Origin of the sequence: Streptomyces sp. SID1328 (assembly GCF_009865595.1) — a bacterium.
Taxonomy (GTDB): Bacteria; Actinomycetota; Actinomycetes; order Streptomycetales; family Streptomycetaceae; genus Streptomyces; species Streptomyces griseoluteus.
This window is the reverse complement of the sequence record NZ_WWKH01000663.1, coordinates 1-16,773: the sequence shown is the minus strand read 5'-3', so window position 1 is coordinate 16,773 and position 16,773 is coordinate 1. Positions and strand designations below refer to the sequence as shown.

The following is a 16,773-nucleotide window of genomic DNA, read 5'->3' as shown; positions in this document are numbered from 1 at the left end:
AGCGGCTGGAGTACCGGGGCTACGACTCGGCGGGCATCGTCGTCTCCTCCCCGAAGTCGGCCGCGCTGAAGATGGTCAAGGCCAAGGGCCGGGTCCGTGACCTGGAGGCCAAGGTCCCCGCGCGCTTCAAGGGCACCACCGGCATAGCGCACACCCGCTGGGCCACCCACGGCGCCCCCTCCGACGTGAACGCCCACCCGCACATGTCGGCCGACGACAAGGTCGCCGTCGTCCACAACGGCATCATCGACAACGCCTCCGACCTGCGCCGCAAGCTGGAGGCGGACGGGGTCGAGTTCCTCTCCGACACCGACACCGAGGTCCTCACCCACCTCGTGGCCCGCGCCGGCGCCGAGAAGCTGGAGGACAAGGTCCGCGAGGCGCTCCGCGTGGTCGAGGGCACCTACGGCATCGCCGTGATGCACGCCGACTTCCCCGACCGCATCGTGGTGGCCCGCAACGGCTCCCCGGTCGTCCTCGGCATCGGCGAGAAGGAGATGTTCGTCGCCTCGGACATCGCCGCGCTGGTCACCCACACCCGCCAGATCGTCACCCTGGACGACGGCGAGATGGCCACCCTGAAGGCCGACGACTTCCGCACCTACACCACCGAGGGCACCCGCACCAGCGCCGAGCCCACCACCGTGGAGTGGGAGGCCGCCTCCTACGACATGGGCGGCCACGACACCTACATGCACAAGGAGATCCACGAGCAGGCCGACGCCGTGGACCGCGTGCTGCGCGGCCGCATCGACGACCGCTTCTCCACCGTGCACCTGGGCGGCCTCAACCTGGACGCCCGTGAGGCCCGCCGCATCCGCCGGGTCAAGATCCTCGGCTGCGGCACCTCGTACCACGCGGGCATGATCGGCGCCCAGATGATCGAGGAGCTGGCCCGCATCCCCGCCGACGCCGAGCCGGCGTCCGAGTTCCGCTACCGCAACGCGGTCGTCGACCCCGACACCCTGTACATCGCGGTCTCCCAGTCCGGTGAGACGTACGACGTGCTGGCCGCCGTGCAGGAGCTGAAGCGCAAGGGCGCCCGCGTCCTCGGTGTGGTCAACGTGGTCGGCTCGGCCATCGCCCGCGAGGCGGACGGCGGCATCTACGTGCACGCCGGGCCCGAGGTGTGCGTGGTCTCCACCAAGTGCTTCACCAACACCACGGTCGCCTTCGCGCTGCTCGCGCTGCACCTGGGCCGCACCCGCGACCTGTCGGTGCGCGACGGCAAGCGGATCATCGAGGGCCTGCGCAAGCTGCCCGCGCAGATCGCCGAGATCCTCAAGCAGGAGGAGCTGGTCCGCGAGCTGGCCGAGGAGTACGCGGAGAGCCGCTCGATGCTCTTCATCGGCCGCGTCCGGGGCTACCCGGTCGCCCGCGAGGCCTCCCTGAAGCTCAAGGAGATCACCTACATCCACGCCGAGGCGTACCCCGCCTCCGAGCTCAAGCACGGCCCGCTGGCCCTCATCGAGCCCGCCCTGCCGACCGTCGCCATCGTCCCGGACGACGACCTGCTGGAGAAGAACCGCGCCGCGCTGGAGGAGATCAAGGCCCGCAGCGGCAAGATCCTCGCGGTCGCGCACCAGGAGCAGGAGAAGGCGGACCGGACCATCGTGGTCCCGAAGAACGAGGACGAGCTGGACCCGATCCTCATGGGCATCCCGCTCCAGCTGCTCGCCTACCACGCGGCGAAGGTGCTGGGCCGCGACATCGACAAGCCGCGGAACCTGGCCAAGTCGGTGACGGTGGAGTAGGTCCACCCCTGGAGGTCAAAGAAAACGGACCCTCGCGCGAGCCGTCGTGGGGGTCCGTTTCTGTGCCGCTGCGCCCCGGCCGGTGGCCGTCACCCACCGGCCGGCAGCACGAGTCACCTGCGGCGTCGGCTGTTGTATGCCCGGCACGGGGGCGGGAACACTTTTACGCGCGAGTAGCTTCACGGAGCGCGAACGGGTGTGCCGCCAGGGGAAGTCGAGGTCTCAGGGGATCACGATGACGGGCCGCCGGGCCCGTTTGGTGAGGCGTCCGGCCACGGAGCCGAAGATCCGCCCCGCGATGCCGTGCGTGGAGCCGACGACGATCGCGTCCGCCTCGTACTCCCGCCCGACCTCCTCCAGTTCATGGCAGATGTCGCCGCCGCGCTCCACCAGAATCCACGGCACCTCGCTCAGATGGTCGGCGCAGGCCAGCTCCAGGCCGAGCACCTCGGTGCGGTGATCGGGAACGTCGACGAAGACGGGCGGCTCGCAGCCGGCCCACACCGTGGTGGGCAGCCGGTTGGCCACATGGACGATGATCAGACCCGAGCCGGAGCGGTGGGCCATGCCGACCGCGTAGGCGAGGGCGCGCTCGCTGGAGGTGGAACCGTCGAAGCCGACGACCACTCCGTGCCGGAAGGCGGGATCGCAGGAAGGGCGTGCCTCTTGAGCCGTCAGGGGGTCGGTCGCCGTCGGTTCGGCTACCGGCCGCTTGCGGTCCGCGGGTTCGAAGAATTCGTGACCGGCCATGGCTGTCTCGGCGTCGTCATCCTTGTATGAAGGGGGACATCGTGCGGCGGAGCTGTGTCCGGGAAATGTCTTCCCCTGTCCATACCCCCAAGGGTACGGCGGCACGCCTCCCCGTCGCAGTTCGTGCACACGCTCCGTGAGCGGCCCTCCGGGACGTCCCGAGGGGTTCCAGGGAGCATGCACGAGCGGCGCCCCTTACGCAACGGTCGCTGCCCCGTACAGGCGGTTCGCCGGGACCCGCCCTCAGGGGGTGACCGTCCGGCCGTCCGCGCGTTGAACCCCCTGGAACCGACGCCCCAGGGAGCCCGCAGATGCCCGCACCCCGCTCCGCGCCCGGCCCCGACACCGCGCGCGAGGTGATCGGGTGGGCGGTGTTCGCCTGCGTGCTGGTGCCGGTGGTCCTGCTGTGGTGCGGTACGGCGCCGGTCACGGCCGTGGGGGCGGGGCTGGGACTGGCCGGCGTCACCCTCGCCTGCCGGACGCTGCTGCGCCGTTCGCTGCGGGAGGCCGCGCGGGGAGTCGCAGATCACATGGGAGCCAGTACACCGGTCGACTGACCGGTTTCCGCACCCCCGAACGCCGGTTTTCAGCCAAGTTCCTAATATCGCTCCGGAGGGGTCCCAACCACCCTTCAACCCCCGTTCCACCTGCACAAACAGGGGTCGTCCGACCCGTCGCACCCTATGCGGTTTGGCCACCCCGCCCAGGCGTACTTCCCTGCACGCCCCACGAGTGCAACCCTTCGTGATCGAATGCTTCACGCCAAGTTGTCATGTCGACAATGCACCGCGTGTGGAACTGGCCACCGACAGACCGCGGGAGCCAGTAGATTTCGATCTTGATGTCTTACGGCGGGGGACTCGTGCAGGACCGAGGGGAAACGTGCAGGAGCGACAGACCCGAAGCGTAAAGGGAGCCGCGACCACCGAGGGGGGCTTAGCAGTATGAGCCACGACTCCACCGCCGCGCCGGACGCCACCGTCCGCAAACTCGCCGGGCGACGCCGCAAGGAGATCGTCGCGGTGCTGCTGTTCAGCGGCGGCCCCATCTTCGAGAGTTCCATACCGCTTTCGGTGTTCGGGATTGACCGCCAGGACGCCGGAGTGCCGCGCTACCGACTGCTGGTGTGTGCCGGCGAGGACGGCCCGCTGCGGACCACGGGGGGCCTGGAACTCACCGCGCCGCATGGCCTGGAGGCGATCTCCCGCGCGGGCACGGTCGTCGTGCCGGCCTGGCGCTCGATCACCTCGCCGCCACCGGAGGAGGCGCTCGACGCGCTGCGCCGGGCGCACGAGGAGGGGGCCCGCATCGTCGGCCTGTGCACCGGGGCGTTCGTCCTGGCCGCGGCCGGCCTGCTGGACGGCCGCCCGGCCACCACCCACTGGATGTACGCACCGACGCTGGCCAAGCGCTATCCGTCGGTGCACGTCGATCCGCGTGAGCTGTTCGTCGACGACGGCGACGTGCTCACCTCGGCCGGTACGGCGGCCGGGATCGACCTGTGTCTGCACATCGTGCGGACGGACCACGGCAACGAGGCCGCCGGTGCGCTGGCCCGCCGCCTGGTGGTACCGCCCCGCCGCAGCGGCGGTCAGGAGCGCTACCTCGACAGGTCTTTACCCGAGGAGATCGGTGCCGACCCGCTGGCCGAGGTCGTCGCCTGGGCGCTGGAACACCTCCACGAGCAGTTCGACGTGGAGACGCTGGCGGCACGCGCCTACATGAGCCGCCGTACGTTCGACCGCAGGTTCCGTTCGCTCACCGGCAGTGCGCCGCTGCAGTGGCTGATCACCCAGCGGGTGCTGCAGGCGCAGCGGCTGCTGGAGACCTCCGACTACTCGGTGGACGAGGTCGCGGGCCGGTGCGGGTTCCGCTCGCCGGTCGCGCTGCGCGGGCACTTCCGCCGCCAGCTCGGCTCGTCGCCCGCGACGTACCGCGCCGCCTATCGGGCCCGCAGGCCCCAGGGTGAGCGGCCGGCGGAGCAGGAGCAGCAGCTCGCGCAGCACGGGATGGCGCAGGGGCCCTCGGGTCTGCCGGGCCACGGTCCGGTGGCGGTGCCGTCGGTGCTGCACCCGGACCGGGACGGCGGGGTGCCGCTGCAGAGCCGCCGGCACGCCGCGGGCGCGGTGAGTCTGCTGCCGGGGCCGCGCGGCGGCGGCTGAGGATCCCCGGTGCGAGGGGGTGGGGAGGGCTCGGCCTTCCCCACCCCCTTCTCCGTGCTCTTCTCTCAGCGCACGGGCGGGTCCGGGGGCTGCGGGGCCCCTTAAGGTGAGACACATGAACGATCGCATGGTGTGGATCGACTGCGAGATGACCGGCCTCTCGCTGTCCGACGACGCGCTCATCGAGGTGGCCGCCCTCGTCACCGACTCCGAGCTGAACGTGCTCGGTGACGGGGTGGACATCGTCATCCGCCCGCCGGACTCCGCGCTGGAGACGATGCCGGAGGTGGTGCGCCAGATGCACACCGCCTCCGGGCTGCTGGACGAGCTGGCCGGGGGTACGACTCTGGCCGACGCCGAGGAGCGGGTGCTCGCGTACATCCGTGAGCACGTCAAGGAGCCGGGCAAGGCGCCGCTGTGCGGCAACTCCGTCGGCACCGACCGCGGCTTCCTGCTGCGCGACATGCCGACCCTGGAGGCCCACCTCCACTACCGGATCGTCGACGTCTCCTCGATCAAGGAGCTGGCCCGGCGCTGGTACCCGCGCGCCTACTTCAACAGCCCGGAGAAGAACGGCAACCACCGGGCGCTGGCCGACATCCGCGAGTCCATCGCCGAGCTGCGCTACTACCGCGAAGCCGTCTTCGTCCCGCAGCCCGGCCCCGACTCCGACACCGCCAAGTCGATCGCCGCGAAGTACGTCCTGCCGCCCGCGTAGCCCCCTGGGAACGCGTGCGCGGAAACGTGTGCGCGAGCACCCCCGAGAACCCTGTAGACTTCTTCTCGGCCGGTCGGGGAACGACAGTTCAACCGCCGGTCGCGGTGGGTGTAGCTCAGCTGGCAGAGCACCTGGTTGTGGTCCAGGATGTCGCGGGTTCAAGTCCCGTCACTCACCCTGATCGACTTCGGGGCCGATCCGTTTCGACGGATCGGCCCCGAAGTCGTTTCCGTGGCCGGTCCCGCGAGCGGAGCCTACGGTTTGTGGGTCACCCAGAGTAGTTCCGCGGGCCAGCGGTGCGCCCAGTCGGGTGGGTCGGTCCTGTTGTAGCCGTTGGGTGTGCCGGGGTCGGGCCGCGGCTCGATGAGGTCGTCGATGACGAGACCCGCGTCGCGCAGGACCCTGACCCAGTCGCCGTAGGTGAGCTGATAGCTGGCCGCGCCGTCGCCTTCGGCGATGGTGTCCAGCCCGAAGTAGTCCTGCTGCAGCGTCGTGGTCACGCCGCCGGCGGCCTCGTCGTAGCAGGCTTCGAACCATGGGCTCGCGACGTTGAACACCAGGCGCCCGCCCCGGCGCAGGACGCGGGCGGCCTGCGGGACGGCCAGGTGCGGGGGCGCCCAGCTGAGCCCGCCGAAGTCGCAGAACACCAGGTCGAAGCTGTCGGCGGCGAAGGGGAGCCGTTCGGCGGCGCCCTGCACCAGCGGGTAGCGGTCCGCTCCCATCGCACGGGCCGCCGCGTCGAGTTGCGCCTCGGACAGGTCGACCCCGACCACGTCGGCACCCTCGGCGGCAAGCGCCCTGGACCACTGCCCGGCACCACAGCCCAGTTCGAGGACACGCTTGCCGGTGACGTCCCCCAGGGCCCGCAGGTGCGCGTCGGGGATGGAGTACATGCCCCACAACCGGGGCGCGGCGCCGATCCGTGGGTCGTGCTTCTGCTGGTACGCGCCGCTGATCCGATTCCAGAGCCGCCGATTGGCGGGGATGCTGTCCACGCCGCGACTCCAGCACTGCCCGCCGCGGCCGGTCAACACGATTACCGCACCCGGTCCGGTGTGTCACGACCCCGCCTTGCCGGCGATCTCAGGGCCGGGAGCGCGCCGAAGCGACAGGGGTTGACGCCCCCCTAGGACGACTCTCGCCCCACCAGCTCCGTGGCCAGCACCGCGTGCCGCCGCTCCAGCCCCCGCGTCCCCGCCGGACGGCGGTCCGCTATCTCCGACAGGAGGAGGTCGATCATCGCCCGGCCCATTTCCTCTATCGGCTGTCGGACACTGGTCAGGGGCGGGTCCATGTGGCGGGCGATGGCGGAGTCGTCGTAGCCGACGAGGGCCACGTCGTGCGGGATGCGGCGGCCCGCTTCGCGGAGGGAATGGCGGGCGCCGGCCGCGGTGACGTCGGAGGCGGCGAAGACGGCGTCGAGGCCGGGGCGGCGGGAGAGGAGGGCGGACATGGCGCGGCGGCCGCCTTCCTCGGTGAAGTCGCCCGGTTCGATGAGGAGTTCGTCCACCTCCAGGCCCGCCCCGCGCAGCGCGTCCCGGTAGCCGTCGACGCGGCGCTGGGCGCCGTAGACGTCGGGGCGGCCGGTGATGTGGGCGATGCGGCGGCGGCCGCGGGCGATGAGGTGCTCGACGGCGGAGCGACCGCCGCCGTAGTTGTCGGAGTCGACCGAGGTGAGCGTCTCCCCCGCCGACCGGGGCCCGCTGATCACGGCCGGGATCTCCAGCCGGTCCAGCAGATCCGGCAGCGGGTCGTCGGCGTGCACGGAGACCAGGAGGACACCGTCGACTCGGTGGGCGGAGAGGTAGTCCGCCAGCCGTTGCCGCTTGCGGTCGCTGCCCGCGAAGATCAGCAGCAACTGCCACTCGGTGTCGGCGAGTTCCGCCCCCACCCCGCGCAGCATGTCGGAGAAGTACGGCTCGGCGAAGAAGCGGGTCTCCGGCTCGGGCACCACCAGCGCGATGGAGTCGGTGCGGTTGGCCGCGAGCGCGCGGGCCGCGGTGTTGGGGACGTACCCGAGTTCCGCGACCGCCGCCTCCACGGCCGCGCGGGTGGCGTCGCTGACCCGCGGGGAGCCGTTGATCACGCGGGAGACCGTGCCCCGGCCCACCCCGGCCCGGGCGGCCACCTCTTCGAGCGTCGGCCGCCCACCGCTCCGGCCGCCCCGCACCCCGTGGCTCGCCATGGCCTCCGCCTCTCTCGGCCGTCCCACTCAGGCCTCACATTCAACACTGTCCGCCGGAAAATCCCACTGGCCGGTTAACAGCCCTATAACTGAACCGCGTTGGCCGTGCGCACTCCCTTGACACCCCGTCCCGGACGGACGACCCTTCAACCCATCACATGTGGGAGCGCTCCCACGGTACCTGACACCTACACAACCCGCACGTTCCCCGCCCGAGCCGCAGCGAGTACGAACGGGCCCAGATCCACGCGATTTCCATGCAGTTGGCCGGGGGGTCGGCACGTCAGGCAACAGGAGGACGCAATGCGTACGAGCATCCGCAGGTCGCGCGGCACGGTGGCCATGATGGCCGCGACCGCGCTGGCCACGGGTCTGCTGGCGGGCTGCGCCAGCGACTCGGACGACGGCTCGTCGGACGCGGGCGGCGGCGACGGCAAGGGCAACATCACGCTGACAGTCGGAACCTTCGGGGTCTTCGGCTACAAGCAGGCCGGTCTGTACGACGAGTACATGAAGCTGCACCCGGACATCAACATCAAGGAGAACGTCACCACTCGTACAGACGTGTACTGGCCGAAGGTGCTCACCCGCCTCCAGGCCGGTTCGGGCACCGACGACATCCAGGCCATCGAGGTCGGCAACATCACGGAGGCCGTGCAGACGCAGGCCGCCAAGTTCGTCGACCTCGGCAAGGAGGTCGACAAGTCCCAGTGGCTGGACTGGAAGCTCGCCCAGGCCACCACCCCGGACGGCAAGACGATCGGCATCGGCACCGACATCGGCCCGATGGCCGTCTGCTACCGCAAGGATCTCTTCGCCAAGGCCGGCCTGCCCACCGACCGCGCCAAGCTCGCGGAGCAGTGGAAGGGCGACTGGTCCAAGTACGTCGACCTCGGCAAGCAGTACATGAAGAAGGCGCCCAAGGGCACCAAGTACGTCGACTCGGCTGCCTCGGTGTACAACGCCTCCCTGGGCGGTGCCTCCGAGCGGAACTACGACAAGGACGGCAAGGTCGTCTGGGACAAGTCCCAGGGTGTGAAGGACGCCTGGGACGACGCGATGAGCGTGGCGACCAGCGACATGTCGGCCAAGCTGAAGCAGTTCGACCCCACCTGGGACAAGGGCTTCGCCAACGGCTCCTTCGCCACGGTGGCCTGCCCCGCCTGGATGCTCGGCTACATCGGTGAGAAGGCCGGCGACTCCGGCAAGGGCAAGTGGGACGTGGCGGCGGCGCCGACCGCGTCCAACTGGGGCGGCTCCTTCCTCGCTGTGCCGACGGCGACCAAGCACCAGAAGGAGGCCGTCGCGCTGGCCAAGTGGCTGACCGCGCCGGAGCAGCAGGCCAAGGTCTTCGCCAAGCAGGCCAGTTTCCCCTCCACCCCGTCGGCGTACGCGGGCCTGAAGCCGCAGGCGGACACCACCGCGTACTTCTCGAACGCGCCGCTCACCCAGATCTTCTCGGACGCGGCGAAGACCATCCCGGCCCAGCCGCTGGGCCCGAAGGACAAGCCGATCGACACCGCGATCAGTGACATCGGCATCCTCCAGGTCGAGCAGAAGGGCAAGTCCCCGGCCCAGGGCTGGGACGCCGCGTCCAAGGAGATCAAGGACGTGCTCGGCCAGTGACCGCCAAAGAGGCTCTCGCGCATCCCGCGTCGAGCGCCGAGACCGCGCCCGGCATCCCGCCGGGCGCGGTCCGGGGCGCTCGGGGTCGCGGTGCGCCGGACGGCGCCCCCTCCTGGCGCAGCCGGCTGTACCGCTGGGACACGAAGGCGTCGCCGTACGCGTTCGTGGCCCCCTTCTTCGTGCTGTTCGGCGTGTTCACACTGGTGCCGCTGCTGTACACGGTCTGGTACTCGCTGCACGACGTGCAGTTGTCCGCTCTGGACCACCAGAGCTGGGCGGGCCTGGCCAACTACCGGAACCTGTTGTCCTCGGACTTCTTCTGGAACGCGCTGCGGAACACCTTCACCATCGGTCTGATCTCGACCGTCCCGCAGCTCATGGCGGCGCTCTGGCTGGCCCACATGCTCAACTACAAGCTGCGCGGCTCCACCGTGTGGCGCGTGGTGATGCTGACCCCGTACGCGACATCGGTGGCGGCGGCGACGCTGGTCTTCACCCTGTTGTACTCGTGGGACGGCGGCATGGTGAACTGGATTCTCCACTTCTTCGGTGTCGACCCGGTCAACTGGCGTGAATCGGACTGGGGATCGCAGTTCGCGGTGTCGAGCATCGTGATCTGGCGCTGGACCGGCTACAACGCGCTGATCTACCTGGCCGCGATGCAGGCCATCCCGGCGGACCTGTACGAGTCCGCCGCGCTCGACGGTGCCAACCGGCGCCAGCAGTTCTGGCACGTGACGATCCCGCAGTTGCGGCCGACCGTGCTGTTCACGATCGTCGTCTCGACCATCGGCGCCACCCAGCTCTTCGGTGAACCCCTGCTGTTCGGCGGGGTCAGCGGGACCAAGGGCGGCTCGGAGCACCAGTACCAGACGCTCGGTCTCTACATGTACGACCAGGGCTGGATCATCGGCAACCTCGGCAAGGCGTCCGCCATCGCCTGGACGATGTTCCTGGTCCTGCTGATCATCGCCGCGGTCAACCTGCTCCTGACCCGCTGGCTGAGGAGGTCCGATGACCGCCGGTGAGCTCGTTCTCCCCAAGGCGCGCACCGGCCGGCGCCGGGCCACCAAGGCGGGCAAGCAGTTGCACGCCGGCCCGGTGACGTACGTGGCGCTGGTCGTGTTCGCGCTCGTCTCGCTGGCGCCGCTGGTGTGGACGGCGGTCGCGGCCTCGCGCACCGACCGGCGGCTCGCCCAGGCCCCGCCGCCGCTGTGGTTCGGCGGCAACCTGTTCAAGAACCTTCAGGCCGCCTGGGAGCAGGCCGGGCTCGGCACCGCGATGCTCAACTCGCTGATCGTCGCGGGCACGATCACGGTGAGTACGGTGATCTTCTCCACCCTGGCCGGCTTCGCCTTCGCCAAGCTGCGGTTCAGGTTCTCGGGGCTGCTGTTGCTGCTGACCATCGGCACGATGATGATCCCGCCGCAGCTCGCCGTCGTCCCGCTGTATCTGTGGATGAGCGACCTCGGCTGGTCCAACCAGCTCCAGACGGTGATCCTGCCGAGCCTGGTGACCGCGTTCGGCACGTTCTTCATGCGGCAGTACCTGGTCCAGGCGCTGCCGACCGAGCTGATCGAGGCGGCGCGGGTGGACGGGGCGAGCAGCCTGAGGATCGTCTGGCACGTGGTGTTCCCGGCGGCCCGGCCCGCGATGGCGGTGCTCGGCCTGCTGACCTTCGTGTTCGCCTGGAACGACTTCCTGTGGCCGATCATCGCCCTGAACCAGCAGAACCCGACCGTGCAGGTCGCCCTGAACGCCCTCGGCACCGGGTATGTACCGGACCAGGCGGTCATCATGGCGGGCGCGCTGCTCGGCACCCTGCCGCTGCTGATCGCCTTCCTGCTGTTCGGCAAGCAGATCGTGGGCGGCATCATGCAGGGCGCGATCAAGGGCTGAACCGTCCCGTCGAGCACCGTCCCGTCAAGGGGCCGGGACACCGACGCCCCGGCCCCTTGTCTCTCCCGACTTTCCCCGAGTCTTCCCGACGTCTTCCCGACTTTCGATGGGAGCGCTTCCATGCCCGACTCCTCCTCCACGGTCTCCCCCGTGGCCTCCGAGGTCACCTTCCCGCCGGCCTTCCTCTGGGGGGCGGCGACCTCCGCGTACCAGATCGAGGGGGCGGTACGCGAGGGCGGCCGTACGCCCTCGATCTGGGACACCTTCAGCCATACACCCGGCAAGACCGCGGGCGGTGAGACCGGTGACGTGGCCGTCGACCACTACCACCGCTACCGCGACGACGTGGCCCTCATGGCCGACCTGGGGCTCGGCGCGTACCGCTTCTCCGTCTCCTGGTCGCGGGTGCAGCCGACCGGGCGGGGTCCGGCGGTGCAGATCGGGCTGGACTTCTACCGGCGGCTGGTGGACGAGCTGCTGGAGAACGGCATCAAGCCCGCCGTCACCCTCTACCACTGGGACCTCCCGCAGGAGCTGGAGGACGCGGGCGGCTGGCCGGAGCGGGACACCGCGCACCGGTTCGCCGAGTACGCGCACCTCGTCGGCGAGGCACTGGGCGACCGGGTGGAGAACTGGATCACCCTCAACGAGCCCTGGTGCAGCGCCTTCCTGGGCTACGGCTCCGGGGTGCACGCTCCCGGCCGGACCGAGCCGGTGGCCTCGCTGAGGGCGGCCCACCATCTCAACCTGGCGCACGGGCTCGGCGCTTCGGCGCTTCGCGCGGCGATGCCGGCCCGCAACCAGGTCGCGGTGAGCCTCAACTCGGCCGTCGTGCGCCCGGTTTCGCAGGACCCGGCGGACCTGGCGGCGGCCCGGCGCATCGACGACCTGGCCAACGGCGTCTTCCACGGCCCGATGCTGCACGGCGCCTACCCCGAGTCCCTGCTCACCGCGACGGCCCCGCTCACCGACTGGTCCTTCGTGCTGGACGGCGACCTCGCCACCAGCAACGCCCCGCTGGACGCGCTGGGCCTGAACTACTACACCCCGGCGCTGGTCTCGGCGGTCACCGACAAGGTCAGCGGCCCGCGCGCCGACGGCCACGGCGCGAGCGAGCACTCCCCCTGGCCCGGCGCCGACGACGTGCTCTTCCACCAGAGCCCCGGCGAGCGCACCGAGATGGGCTGGACCGTCGACCCGACGGGCCTGTACGACCTGCTGATGCGCTACACCCGCGAGGCCCCCGGACTCCCGCTGTACATCACGGAGAACGGCGCCGCCTACGACGACAAGCCGGACGCGGACGGCCGGGTGCACGACCCCGAGCGCGTCGCCTACCTGCACGCCCACCTCTCGGCGGTACGCGACGCCCTGCGCGACGGCGCCGATGTGCGCGGGTACTACCTGTGGTCCCTGATGGACAACTTCGAGTGGTCCTACGGCTACGAGAAGCGGTTCGGCGCGGTCTACGTGGACTACGCGACGCAGGAGCGGACCCCGAAGTCCAGCGCCCGCTGGTACGGCGAGGCGGCCCGCACCGGAACGCTGCCGTCGGTGGAGTCGGCGGGCTGACCGGGACCGGGCCCGCCCGGACGCACGAGTGGGGCCCGGCGGTCCGGACACCGCCGGGCCCCACGTTCACGCGCGCCTAGTTGAAGGCGGCGAACGCCTTGGAGAAGGCGAACTTGTCCTGGGTGATCGAGCTGCACGTGGCGTCGGCGGTGGGCTTGGTGCCGCCGTCGCAGCTCTTGTCACGGGTGCCGGACCACATGGACAGCGAGCCGATGCCCTTGGACTTGGCGAAATCCACGAGCTGGCCGGCGTCGTCGACCTTGAAGATCTCGGTGGCGACGTCGTTGACACCGATCATCGGGGTGACGCCGACCGTCTTCCAGGCGTCGTCCTCGGAGAGCGCGAGGACACCCTTGATCTGGGCCTGGGTGGCGGTCGCGGCCTGGATCGCGTAGTCGCCCATGTCGCCGCTGTACGCCGGGCCGTAGTCCATGGCCATGATGTTGACGCCGTCGACGCGAACGCCGTTGGCCTTGGCGTCGGCCAGCAGGTTCACACCGTCCTGGGTGAGGCCCTCGGGCATCACCGGGAGGGTGTAGGAGACGTTCAGGCCGGGGTGGGCGGCCTGGAGCTTGGCGATGGCCTGGGCACGCTTGGTGTTGGCGGCGGTGTTGGGCAGCGCCCCGCCCTCGACGTCGAAGTCGACCTTGGTCAGATTGAAGGCGTCGACGGCCTTGCCGTACGCGGCGGCCAGGGCGTCGGCGGAGGAGCAGGTGGTGGCCAGCTCCGAGCCGGAGGCGCCGCCGAAGGAGACGCGGACGTCACCGCCCTTGGCGCGCAGGGCACCGATCTGGGCGGCCACGCCGTCGGCGGTCAGGTCGCTCACACCGCCCCACTTGGGGGTGCAGCCGCCGCCGTCGGTGACGAAGGCCAGGTTGAAGTTCTTCACGCCGGTGGCGTCGGCGGTGCCCAGCAGGTCGAACGCCGGGTAGAGCGAGGTGTCGACGTACGGGGCGAACCCGGCCGCCGCCTTGGTGCCGTTGCCCGCGCTCTTGGTGGGCACCGGCGTCTCGGGCTGACCAGGGGTGCTCTGGGTCGGCGCCGGGGTCTCGGGCTCGGTGGGGCGGCCGCTGGGCTCGGGGGTGGCGGCGGGGTCGGCGGCACACTCGGAGCCGTCGATCCGGCAGCCGGTGGGGTCGCCCGCGCCGTCGACGACGAAGCCGACGGTGACCGACTTGCCCGCGGCCAGCCCGTCGGTGTCCCACTTGGCGGCCTTCACCGTGACGTGCTGCCCGCTCACGCTGGACTCGGCGTTCCACAGCGAGCCGAGCTTGGAGCCGGCCGGGAGGTCGAACTCCAGGCTCCAGTCCTTCTTGGCCGCTCCGGTGTCGTTGGTGACGACGTACTGGGCGCTGTACCCGGTCGACCACTCGCTGGTCTTGGTGTACGCGGCGCCGACCCCGGCGGCGTGCGCGACCCCGGTCACCAGGACCGCGCCGCCACCGGCCACGGCGGCCGCGACCACGCCGCCTATCGCCTTGTTCCTGCCACTGATCCTGCGCCGGTGCGTGCTCATTGGCGTGCCTGTCCTTCGTGCGGGGGTGGGGGGTGGTGGCAGCACGCTATCGATGCGGAATCCGGCAATCGGCTTATCGGGGACGGTGGTTGAAAGGCTTAGGGTGCGCTTAAGGGAGGGATCGGGACCGGTTAAAGGTCGAGACCACTCAGCGGCTGGGTGTCAGCTTGCGCCGCCTGCGGACGGTGCCCCGGTGGCCGCGTCCGGCGGGCTTGCGGGCGTCGAGCTGGAGCCAGATCCGCACCTCGGTGCCGCCGAGCACGGAGGAGCCGATGCGGACGTCACCGCCCGTGGACTCGGCCAGACGGCGCACGATGTCCAGGCCGAGCCCGGTCGAGCCCGCCGTGCCGGAACCCCGGCCGCGGGCCATCGCCGCCCGCGGGTCGGGTATGCCGGGGCCCGCGTCGGAGACCAGCACGATCACCGCGTCCTCGGCGTGGTGGACGTCGACCGCGAAGGCGGTGCCCTCGGCGGTGTGCCGGAAGACGTTGCCCAGCAGGGCGTCCAGGGCGGCGGCCAGGTCGGCCCGGGCCACCGGGACCCGTACCGGCCGCTCGGCGCCGGCCACCCGCCACTTGCGGCCCTCGTCCTCGGCGAGCGCGGACCAGAACTCCATGCGCCCGCGCACCACTTCCGCCACGTCACACCCCGTGCCCGGCCCCACGGCCGCCGTCTGCGGCTTGGCCTCGCGGGCGGTACGGATGATCGTGTCGACCTCGCCCTCCAGTTGGGCCACGGCGGCGCGGGTCTGGTCGGCCGCGGCACCGGCGCCCAGCGAGGCGGCGTTCAGGCGGAGCACGGTGAGCGGGGTGCGCAGCCGGTGCGAGAGGTCGGCGGCCAGTTCCCGCTCGTTGGCGAGGAGCTGGACCACTTGATCGGCCATGGAGTTGAACGCGACGGCGGCGAGCCGCAGTTCGGTCGGCCCCTCCTCGGGCACCCGTGCCCCGAGCTGCCCCTCACCCAGTTCGTGCGCGCCCTCCACCAGCCGCCGGGCGGGGCGCACCATGCGCACCCCGAGCCGGTCGGCGACCGCGACCGAACCGGCGATCAGTGCGAGCCCCACGGCGGCGAGCACCGCCCAGGCCGTGCCCACCCCGTTGCTCATCGCGGCCTCGGGCACCCACACCTCGACCACCGCGATGGCGCCGGAACCGAGCGCGACGGGCTGCAGCAGGGCGGAGCCCCCGGTGACCTCGGTGGTGGAGGCGCGGCCCATCCGGCGCACCGCTTCGATGTCCCTCTCCGCGGCCCTCCCCCGGCCCAGGTCGAGCGCGCCCCGGTCGCCGTCGGCGGGCAGGTGCACGGACATCCCGGAGTCGGCCCCGGCCGCGGCCACCACCCTTTCCAGCTCGTCCCGGTCGGTGGTGATGGAGAGCGCGGGCGCCACGGCGGCGGCCTCGCGCTCGGCGCCGGCGAAGGCGCGGTCGCGGGCCATCTCCTTGACGACCAGTCCGAGCGGGACGGCGAAGGCGACGACGACCATGGTGGTCACCGCCAGGCAGACCTTGACCAGGGCCCATCTCATCGGGGCTCCCCCACGGCGGGCGGCTCCAGCTTGACCCCGACCCCGCGCAGGGTGTGCAGATAGCGGGGCCGGGCCGCCGTCTCGCCCAGCTTGCGGCGGAGCCAGGACAGATGGACGTCGATGGTCTGGTCGTCCCCGTAGGACTGCTGCCAGACCTCGGCGAGCAGTTCCTTGCGCGGGACGACCACGCCGGGGCGGCCGGCGAGGAAGGCGAGCAGGTCGAACTCGCGCCGGGTGAGGTCGAGCCGGGCGCCGTCCAGCTCGGCCTGGCGGCGCAGCGGGTCGACGGTGAGGCCGCCGACCCGGATCACCGGCGAGGGCGGTGGCTCGGCGGCGCCGGAGCGGGAGCGGCGCAGGACGGCGGCGATGCGGGCGGAGAGGTGCTCGACCGAGAAGGGCTTCGTCAGGTAGTCGTCCGCCCCGGCGTTGAGCAGCCGGACGATCTCGCTCTCGTCGTCCCGCGCGGTGGCGATGATGACGGGCACGTCGGTGATGCCGCGCAGCATCTTCAGCGCCTCGGAGCCGTCCAGGTCGGGCAGTCCGAGGTCGAGTATGACCACGTCGAAACGGAGATGGGCGACCTCGCGCAGCGCCTCCAGCGCGGTGCCGACGCTGCGCACCACGTGGGCGGCGTCGGTGAGATGCCGGATCAGCGCCGAGCGGACGAACTGATCGTCCTCGACCACGAGCACACTTGCCATGCGCCGCACCGTACGCCATGCGCACCAGCGAAGTGTTGGCCTGTGGACAACTCCCTGTGGACAACTCCTCGCCGCCAACCGGCCGTGCACAACTGGGGTCGCCTGCGCGGCGCGTGGCCGCTGAGGCAGTATGGCCCCGATGCGCAGAGGACTCGTACACGTACTGGCGTGGCTGCTGGCCACCGCGGCGGCGACCACGCTGTCCTGGTGGGGCGTGCACACGGTGATGGCGGGTACGGCGTACGACCCCCCGCGCGCCGTGCCGATCACCGCGGCCGAGGCCGCGGCCCACGCCTCCACCGCGACACCGACGCCCCCTGCGCCGACCCCCACGCCCACCACCCGCCGCACCTCGGCACCCCCGT

Annotated in this window: 14 protein-coding genes, 1 tRNA gene and 1 pseudogene; 10 read left to right on the top strand and 6 right to left on the bottom strand. The window is 71.2% G+C overall.

From position 1 onward, the window contains the following. The coding region (gene glmS / locus GT030_RS21485) for a glutamine--fructose-6-phosphate transaminase (isomerizing) (RefSeq protein ID WP_161202503.1) at positions 1 to 1,754 on the top strand (1,754 nt) is incomplete at its 5' end. 222 nt (positions 1,755 to 1,976) lie between these two features. On the opposite strand, the gene GT030_RS21480 is transcribed toward glmS, so the two are convergent. Further along, positions 1,977 to 2,504: a universal stress protein gene (locus GT030_RS21480; RefSeq protein ID WP_086694268.1), complete on the bottom strand. Its 528-nt coding sequence runs from the start codon at positions 2,502 to 2,504 to the stop codon at positions 1,977 to 1,979. 311 nt (positions 2,505 to 2,815) lie between these two features. On the opposite strand from GT030_RS21480, the gene GT030_RS21475 reads away from it, so the two are divergent. The 4 genes from GT030_RS21475 to GT030_RS21460 all read left to right on the top strand — a co-directional run bounded on the left by GT030_RS21475 (position 2,816) and on the right by GT030_RS21460 (position 5,561). Beyond that, on the top strand, positions 2,816 to 3,061 hold the full coding sequence (locus GT030_RS21475) for a hypothetical protein (protein ID WP_161202502.1): 246 nt from the start codon (positions 2,816 to 2,818) through the stop codon (positions 3,059 to 3,061). A gap of 387 nt (positions 3,062 to 3,448) precedes the next feature. After that, positions 3,449 to 4,666: a helix-turn-helix domain-containing protein gene (locus GT030_RS21470; protein WP_161202501.1), complete on the top strand. Its 1,218-nt coding sequence runs from the start codon at positions 3,449 to 3,451 to the stop codon at positions 4,664 to 4,666. A 115-nt stretch (positions 4,667 to 4,781) separates the two neighbouring features. Next, a complete protein-coding gene (orn, locus tag GT030_RS21465; protein WP_161202500.1) occupies positions 4,782 to 5,384 on the top strand; it encodes an oligoribonuclease in 603 nt (200 codons plus the stop codon). A gap of 104 nt (positions 5,385 to 5,488) precedes the next feature. After that, positions 5,489 to 5,561: transfer RNA gene (locus GT030_RS21460), tRNA-His, on the top strand. Between the two features lie 77 nt (positions 5,562 to 5,638). Here GT030_RS21460 and GT030_RS21455 read toward each other — a convergent pair. Both GT030_RS21455 and GT030_RS21450 read right to left on the bottom strand, forming a co-directional pair. Next, positions 5,639 to 6,379, bottom strand: coding sequence for a class I SAM-dependent methyltransferase (locus GT030_RS21455; RefSeq protein WP_161202499.1), 741 nt, complete (start codon positions 6,377 to 6,379; stop codon positions 5,639 to 5,641). A gap of 131 nt (positions 6,380 to 6,510) precedes the next feature. Then, complete coding sequence (locus GT030_RS21450; protein ID WP_161202498.1) at positions 6,511 to 7,569, bottom strand: LacI family DNA-binding transcriptional regulator; 1,059 nt, start codon at positions 7,567 to 7,569, stop codon at positions 6,511 to 6,513. A 303-nt stretch (positions 7,570 to 7,872) separates the two neighbouring features. On the opposite strand from GT030_RS21450, the gene GT030_RS21445 reads away from it, so the two are divergent. The 4 genes from GT030_RS21445 (at position 7,873) to GT030_RS21430 (ending at position 12,666) form a co-directional block, all read left to right on the top strand. Next, on the top strand, positions 7,873 to 9,195 hold the full coding sequence (locus GT030_RS21445; RefSeq protein WP_161202497.1) for an extracellular solute-binding protein: 1,323 nt from the start codon (positions 7,873 to 7,875) through the stop codon (positions 9,193 to 9,195). Beyond that, the gene (locus GT030_RS21440) at positions 9,192 to 10,223 is read left to right on the top strand and encodes a sugar ABC transporter permease (protein WP_161202496.1); all 1,032 of its coding nucleotides are present in this window, start codon (positions 9,192 to 9,194) and stop codon (positions 10,221 to 10,223) included. Before GT030_RS21445 ends, GT030_RS21440 begins: the two co-directional genes overlap by 4 nt. Next, entirely contained in the window at positions 10,210 to 11,094 is an 885-nt protein-coding gene (locus tag GT030_RS21435) for a carbohydrate ABC transporter permease (protein ID WP_161202495.1), read from the top strand. The genes GT030_RS21440 and GT030_RS21435 overlap by 14 nt, the downstream gene beginning before the upstream one ends. Before the next feature lie 120 nt (positions 11,095 to 11,214). Beyond that, positions 11,215 to 12,666, top strand: coding sequence for a GH1 family beta-glucosidase (locus GT030_RS21430; RefSeq protein ID WP_161202494.1), 1,452 nt, complete (start codon positions 11,215 to 11,217; stop codon positions 12,664 to 12,666). A 76-nt stretch (positions 12,667 to 12,742) separates the two neighbouring features. Here the strand turns inward: GT030_RS21430 and GT030_RS21425 are convergent, their stop codons facing one another. From GT030_RS21425 to GT030_RS21415, 3 genes are all read right to left on the bottom strand, one after another. Beyond that, positions 12,743 to 14,182 carry a cellulose binding domain-containing protein gene (locus GT030_RS21425; RefSeq protein WP_161202493.1) on the bottom strand — a complete coding sequence of 480 codons (1,440 nt, stop codon included), beginning with the start codon at positions 14,180 to 14,182 and terminating at the stop codon, positions 12,743 to 12,745. A gap of 148 nt (positions 14,183 to 14,330) precedes the next feature. Next, positions 14,331 to 15,707 (bottom strand): HAMP domain-containing sensor histidine kinase, encoded by a 1,377-nt coding sequence (locus tag GT030_RS21420; protein WP_161202492.1) that lies wholly within the window; start codon positions 15,705 to 15,707, stop codon positions 14,331 to 14,333. Next, positions 15,704 to 16,408, bottom strand: coding sequence for a response regulator transcription factor (locus GT030_RS21415; protein ID WP_161202491.1), 705 nt, complete (start codon positions 16,406 to 16,408; stop codon positions 15,704 to 15,706). The genes GT030_RS21420 and GT030_RS21415 overlap by 4 nt, the downstream gene beginning before the upstream one ends. 139 nt (positions 16,409 to 16,547) lie before the next feature. Between GT030_RS21415 and GT030_RS35785 the strand changes: the two are divergent. Continuing rightward, positions 16,548 to 16,773, top strand: a pseudogene (locus GT030_RS35785) (hypothetical protein); the annotation flags it as partial.

Excerpts from the sequence above, each read along its gene's own strand:
- GT030_RS21480 (WP_086694268.1), bottom strand. The coding sequence starts at position 2,504 with ATGGCCGGTCACGAATTCTTCGAACCCGCGGACCGCAAGCGGCCGGTA.
- GT030_RS21475 (WP_161202502.1), top strand. The coding sequence starts at position 2,816 with ATGCCCGCACCCCGCTCCGCGCCCGGCCCCGACACCGCGCGCGAGGTG.
- GT030_RS21470 (WP_161202501.1), top strand. The coding sequence starts at position 3,449 with ATGAGCCACGACTCCACCGCCGCGCCGGACGCCACCGTCCGCAAACTC.
- orn (WP_161202500.1), top strand. The coding sequence starts at position 4,782 with ATGAACGATCGCATGGTGTGGATCGACTGCGAGATGACCGGCCTCTCG.
- GT030_RS21450 (WP_161202498.1), bottom strand. The coding sequence starts at position 7,569 with ATGGCGAGCCACGGGGTGCGGGGCGGCCGGAGCGGTGGGCGGCCGACG.
- GT030_RS21445 (WP_161202497.1), top strand. The coding sequence starts at position 7,873 with ATGCGTACGAGCATCCGCAGGTCGCGCGGCACGGTGGCCATGATGGCC.
- GT030_RS21435 (WP_161202495.1), top strand. The coding sequence starts at position 10,210 with ATGACCGCCGGTGAGCTCGTTCTCCCCAAGGCGCGCACCGGCCGGCGC.
- GT030_RS21430 (WP_161202494.1), top strand. The coding sequence starts at position 11,215 with ATGCCCGACTCCTCCTCCACGGTCTCCCCCGTGGCCTCCGAGGTCACC.
- GT030_RS21425 (WP_161202493.1), bottom strand. The coding sequence starts at position 14,182 with ATGAGCACGCACCGGCGCAGGATCAGTGGCAGGAACAAGGCGATAGGC.
- GT030_RS21420 (WP_161202492.1), bottom strand. The coding sequence starts at position 15,707 with ATGAGATGGGCCCTGGTCAAGGTCTGCCTGGCGGTGACCACCATGGTC.
- GT030_RS21415 (WP_161202491.1), bottom strand. The coding sequence starts at position 16,408 with ATGGCAAGTGTGCTCGTGGTCGAGGACGATCAGTTCGTCCGCTCGGCG.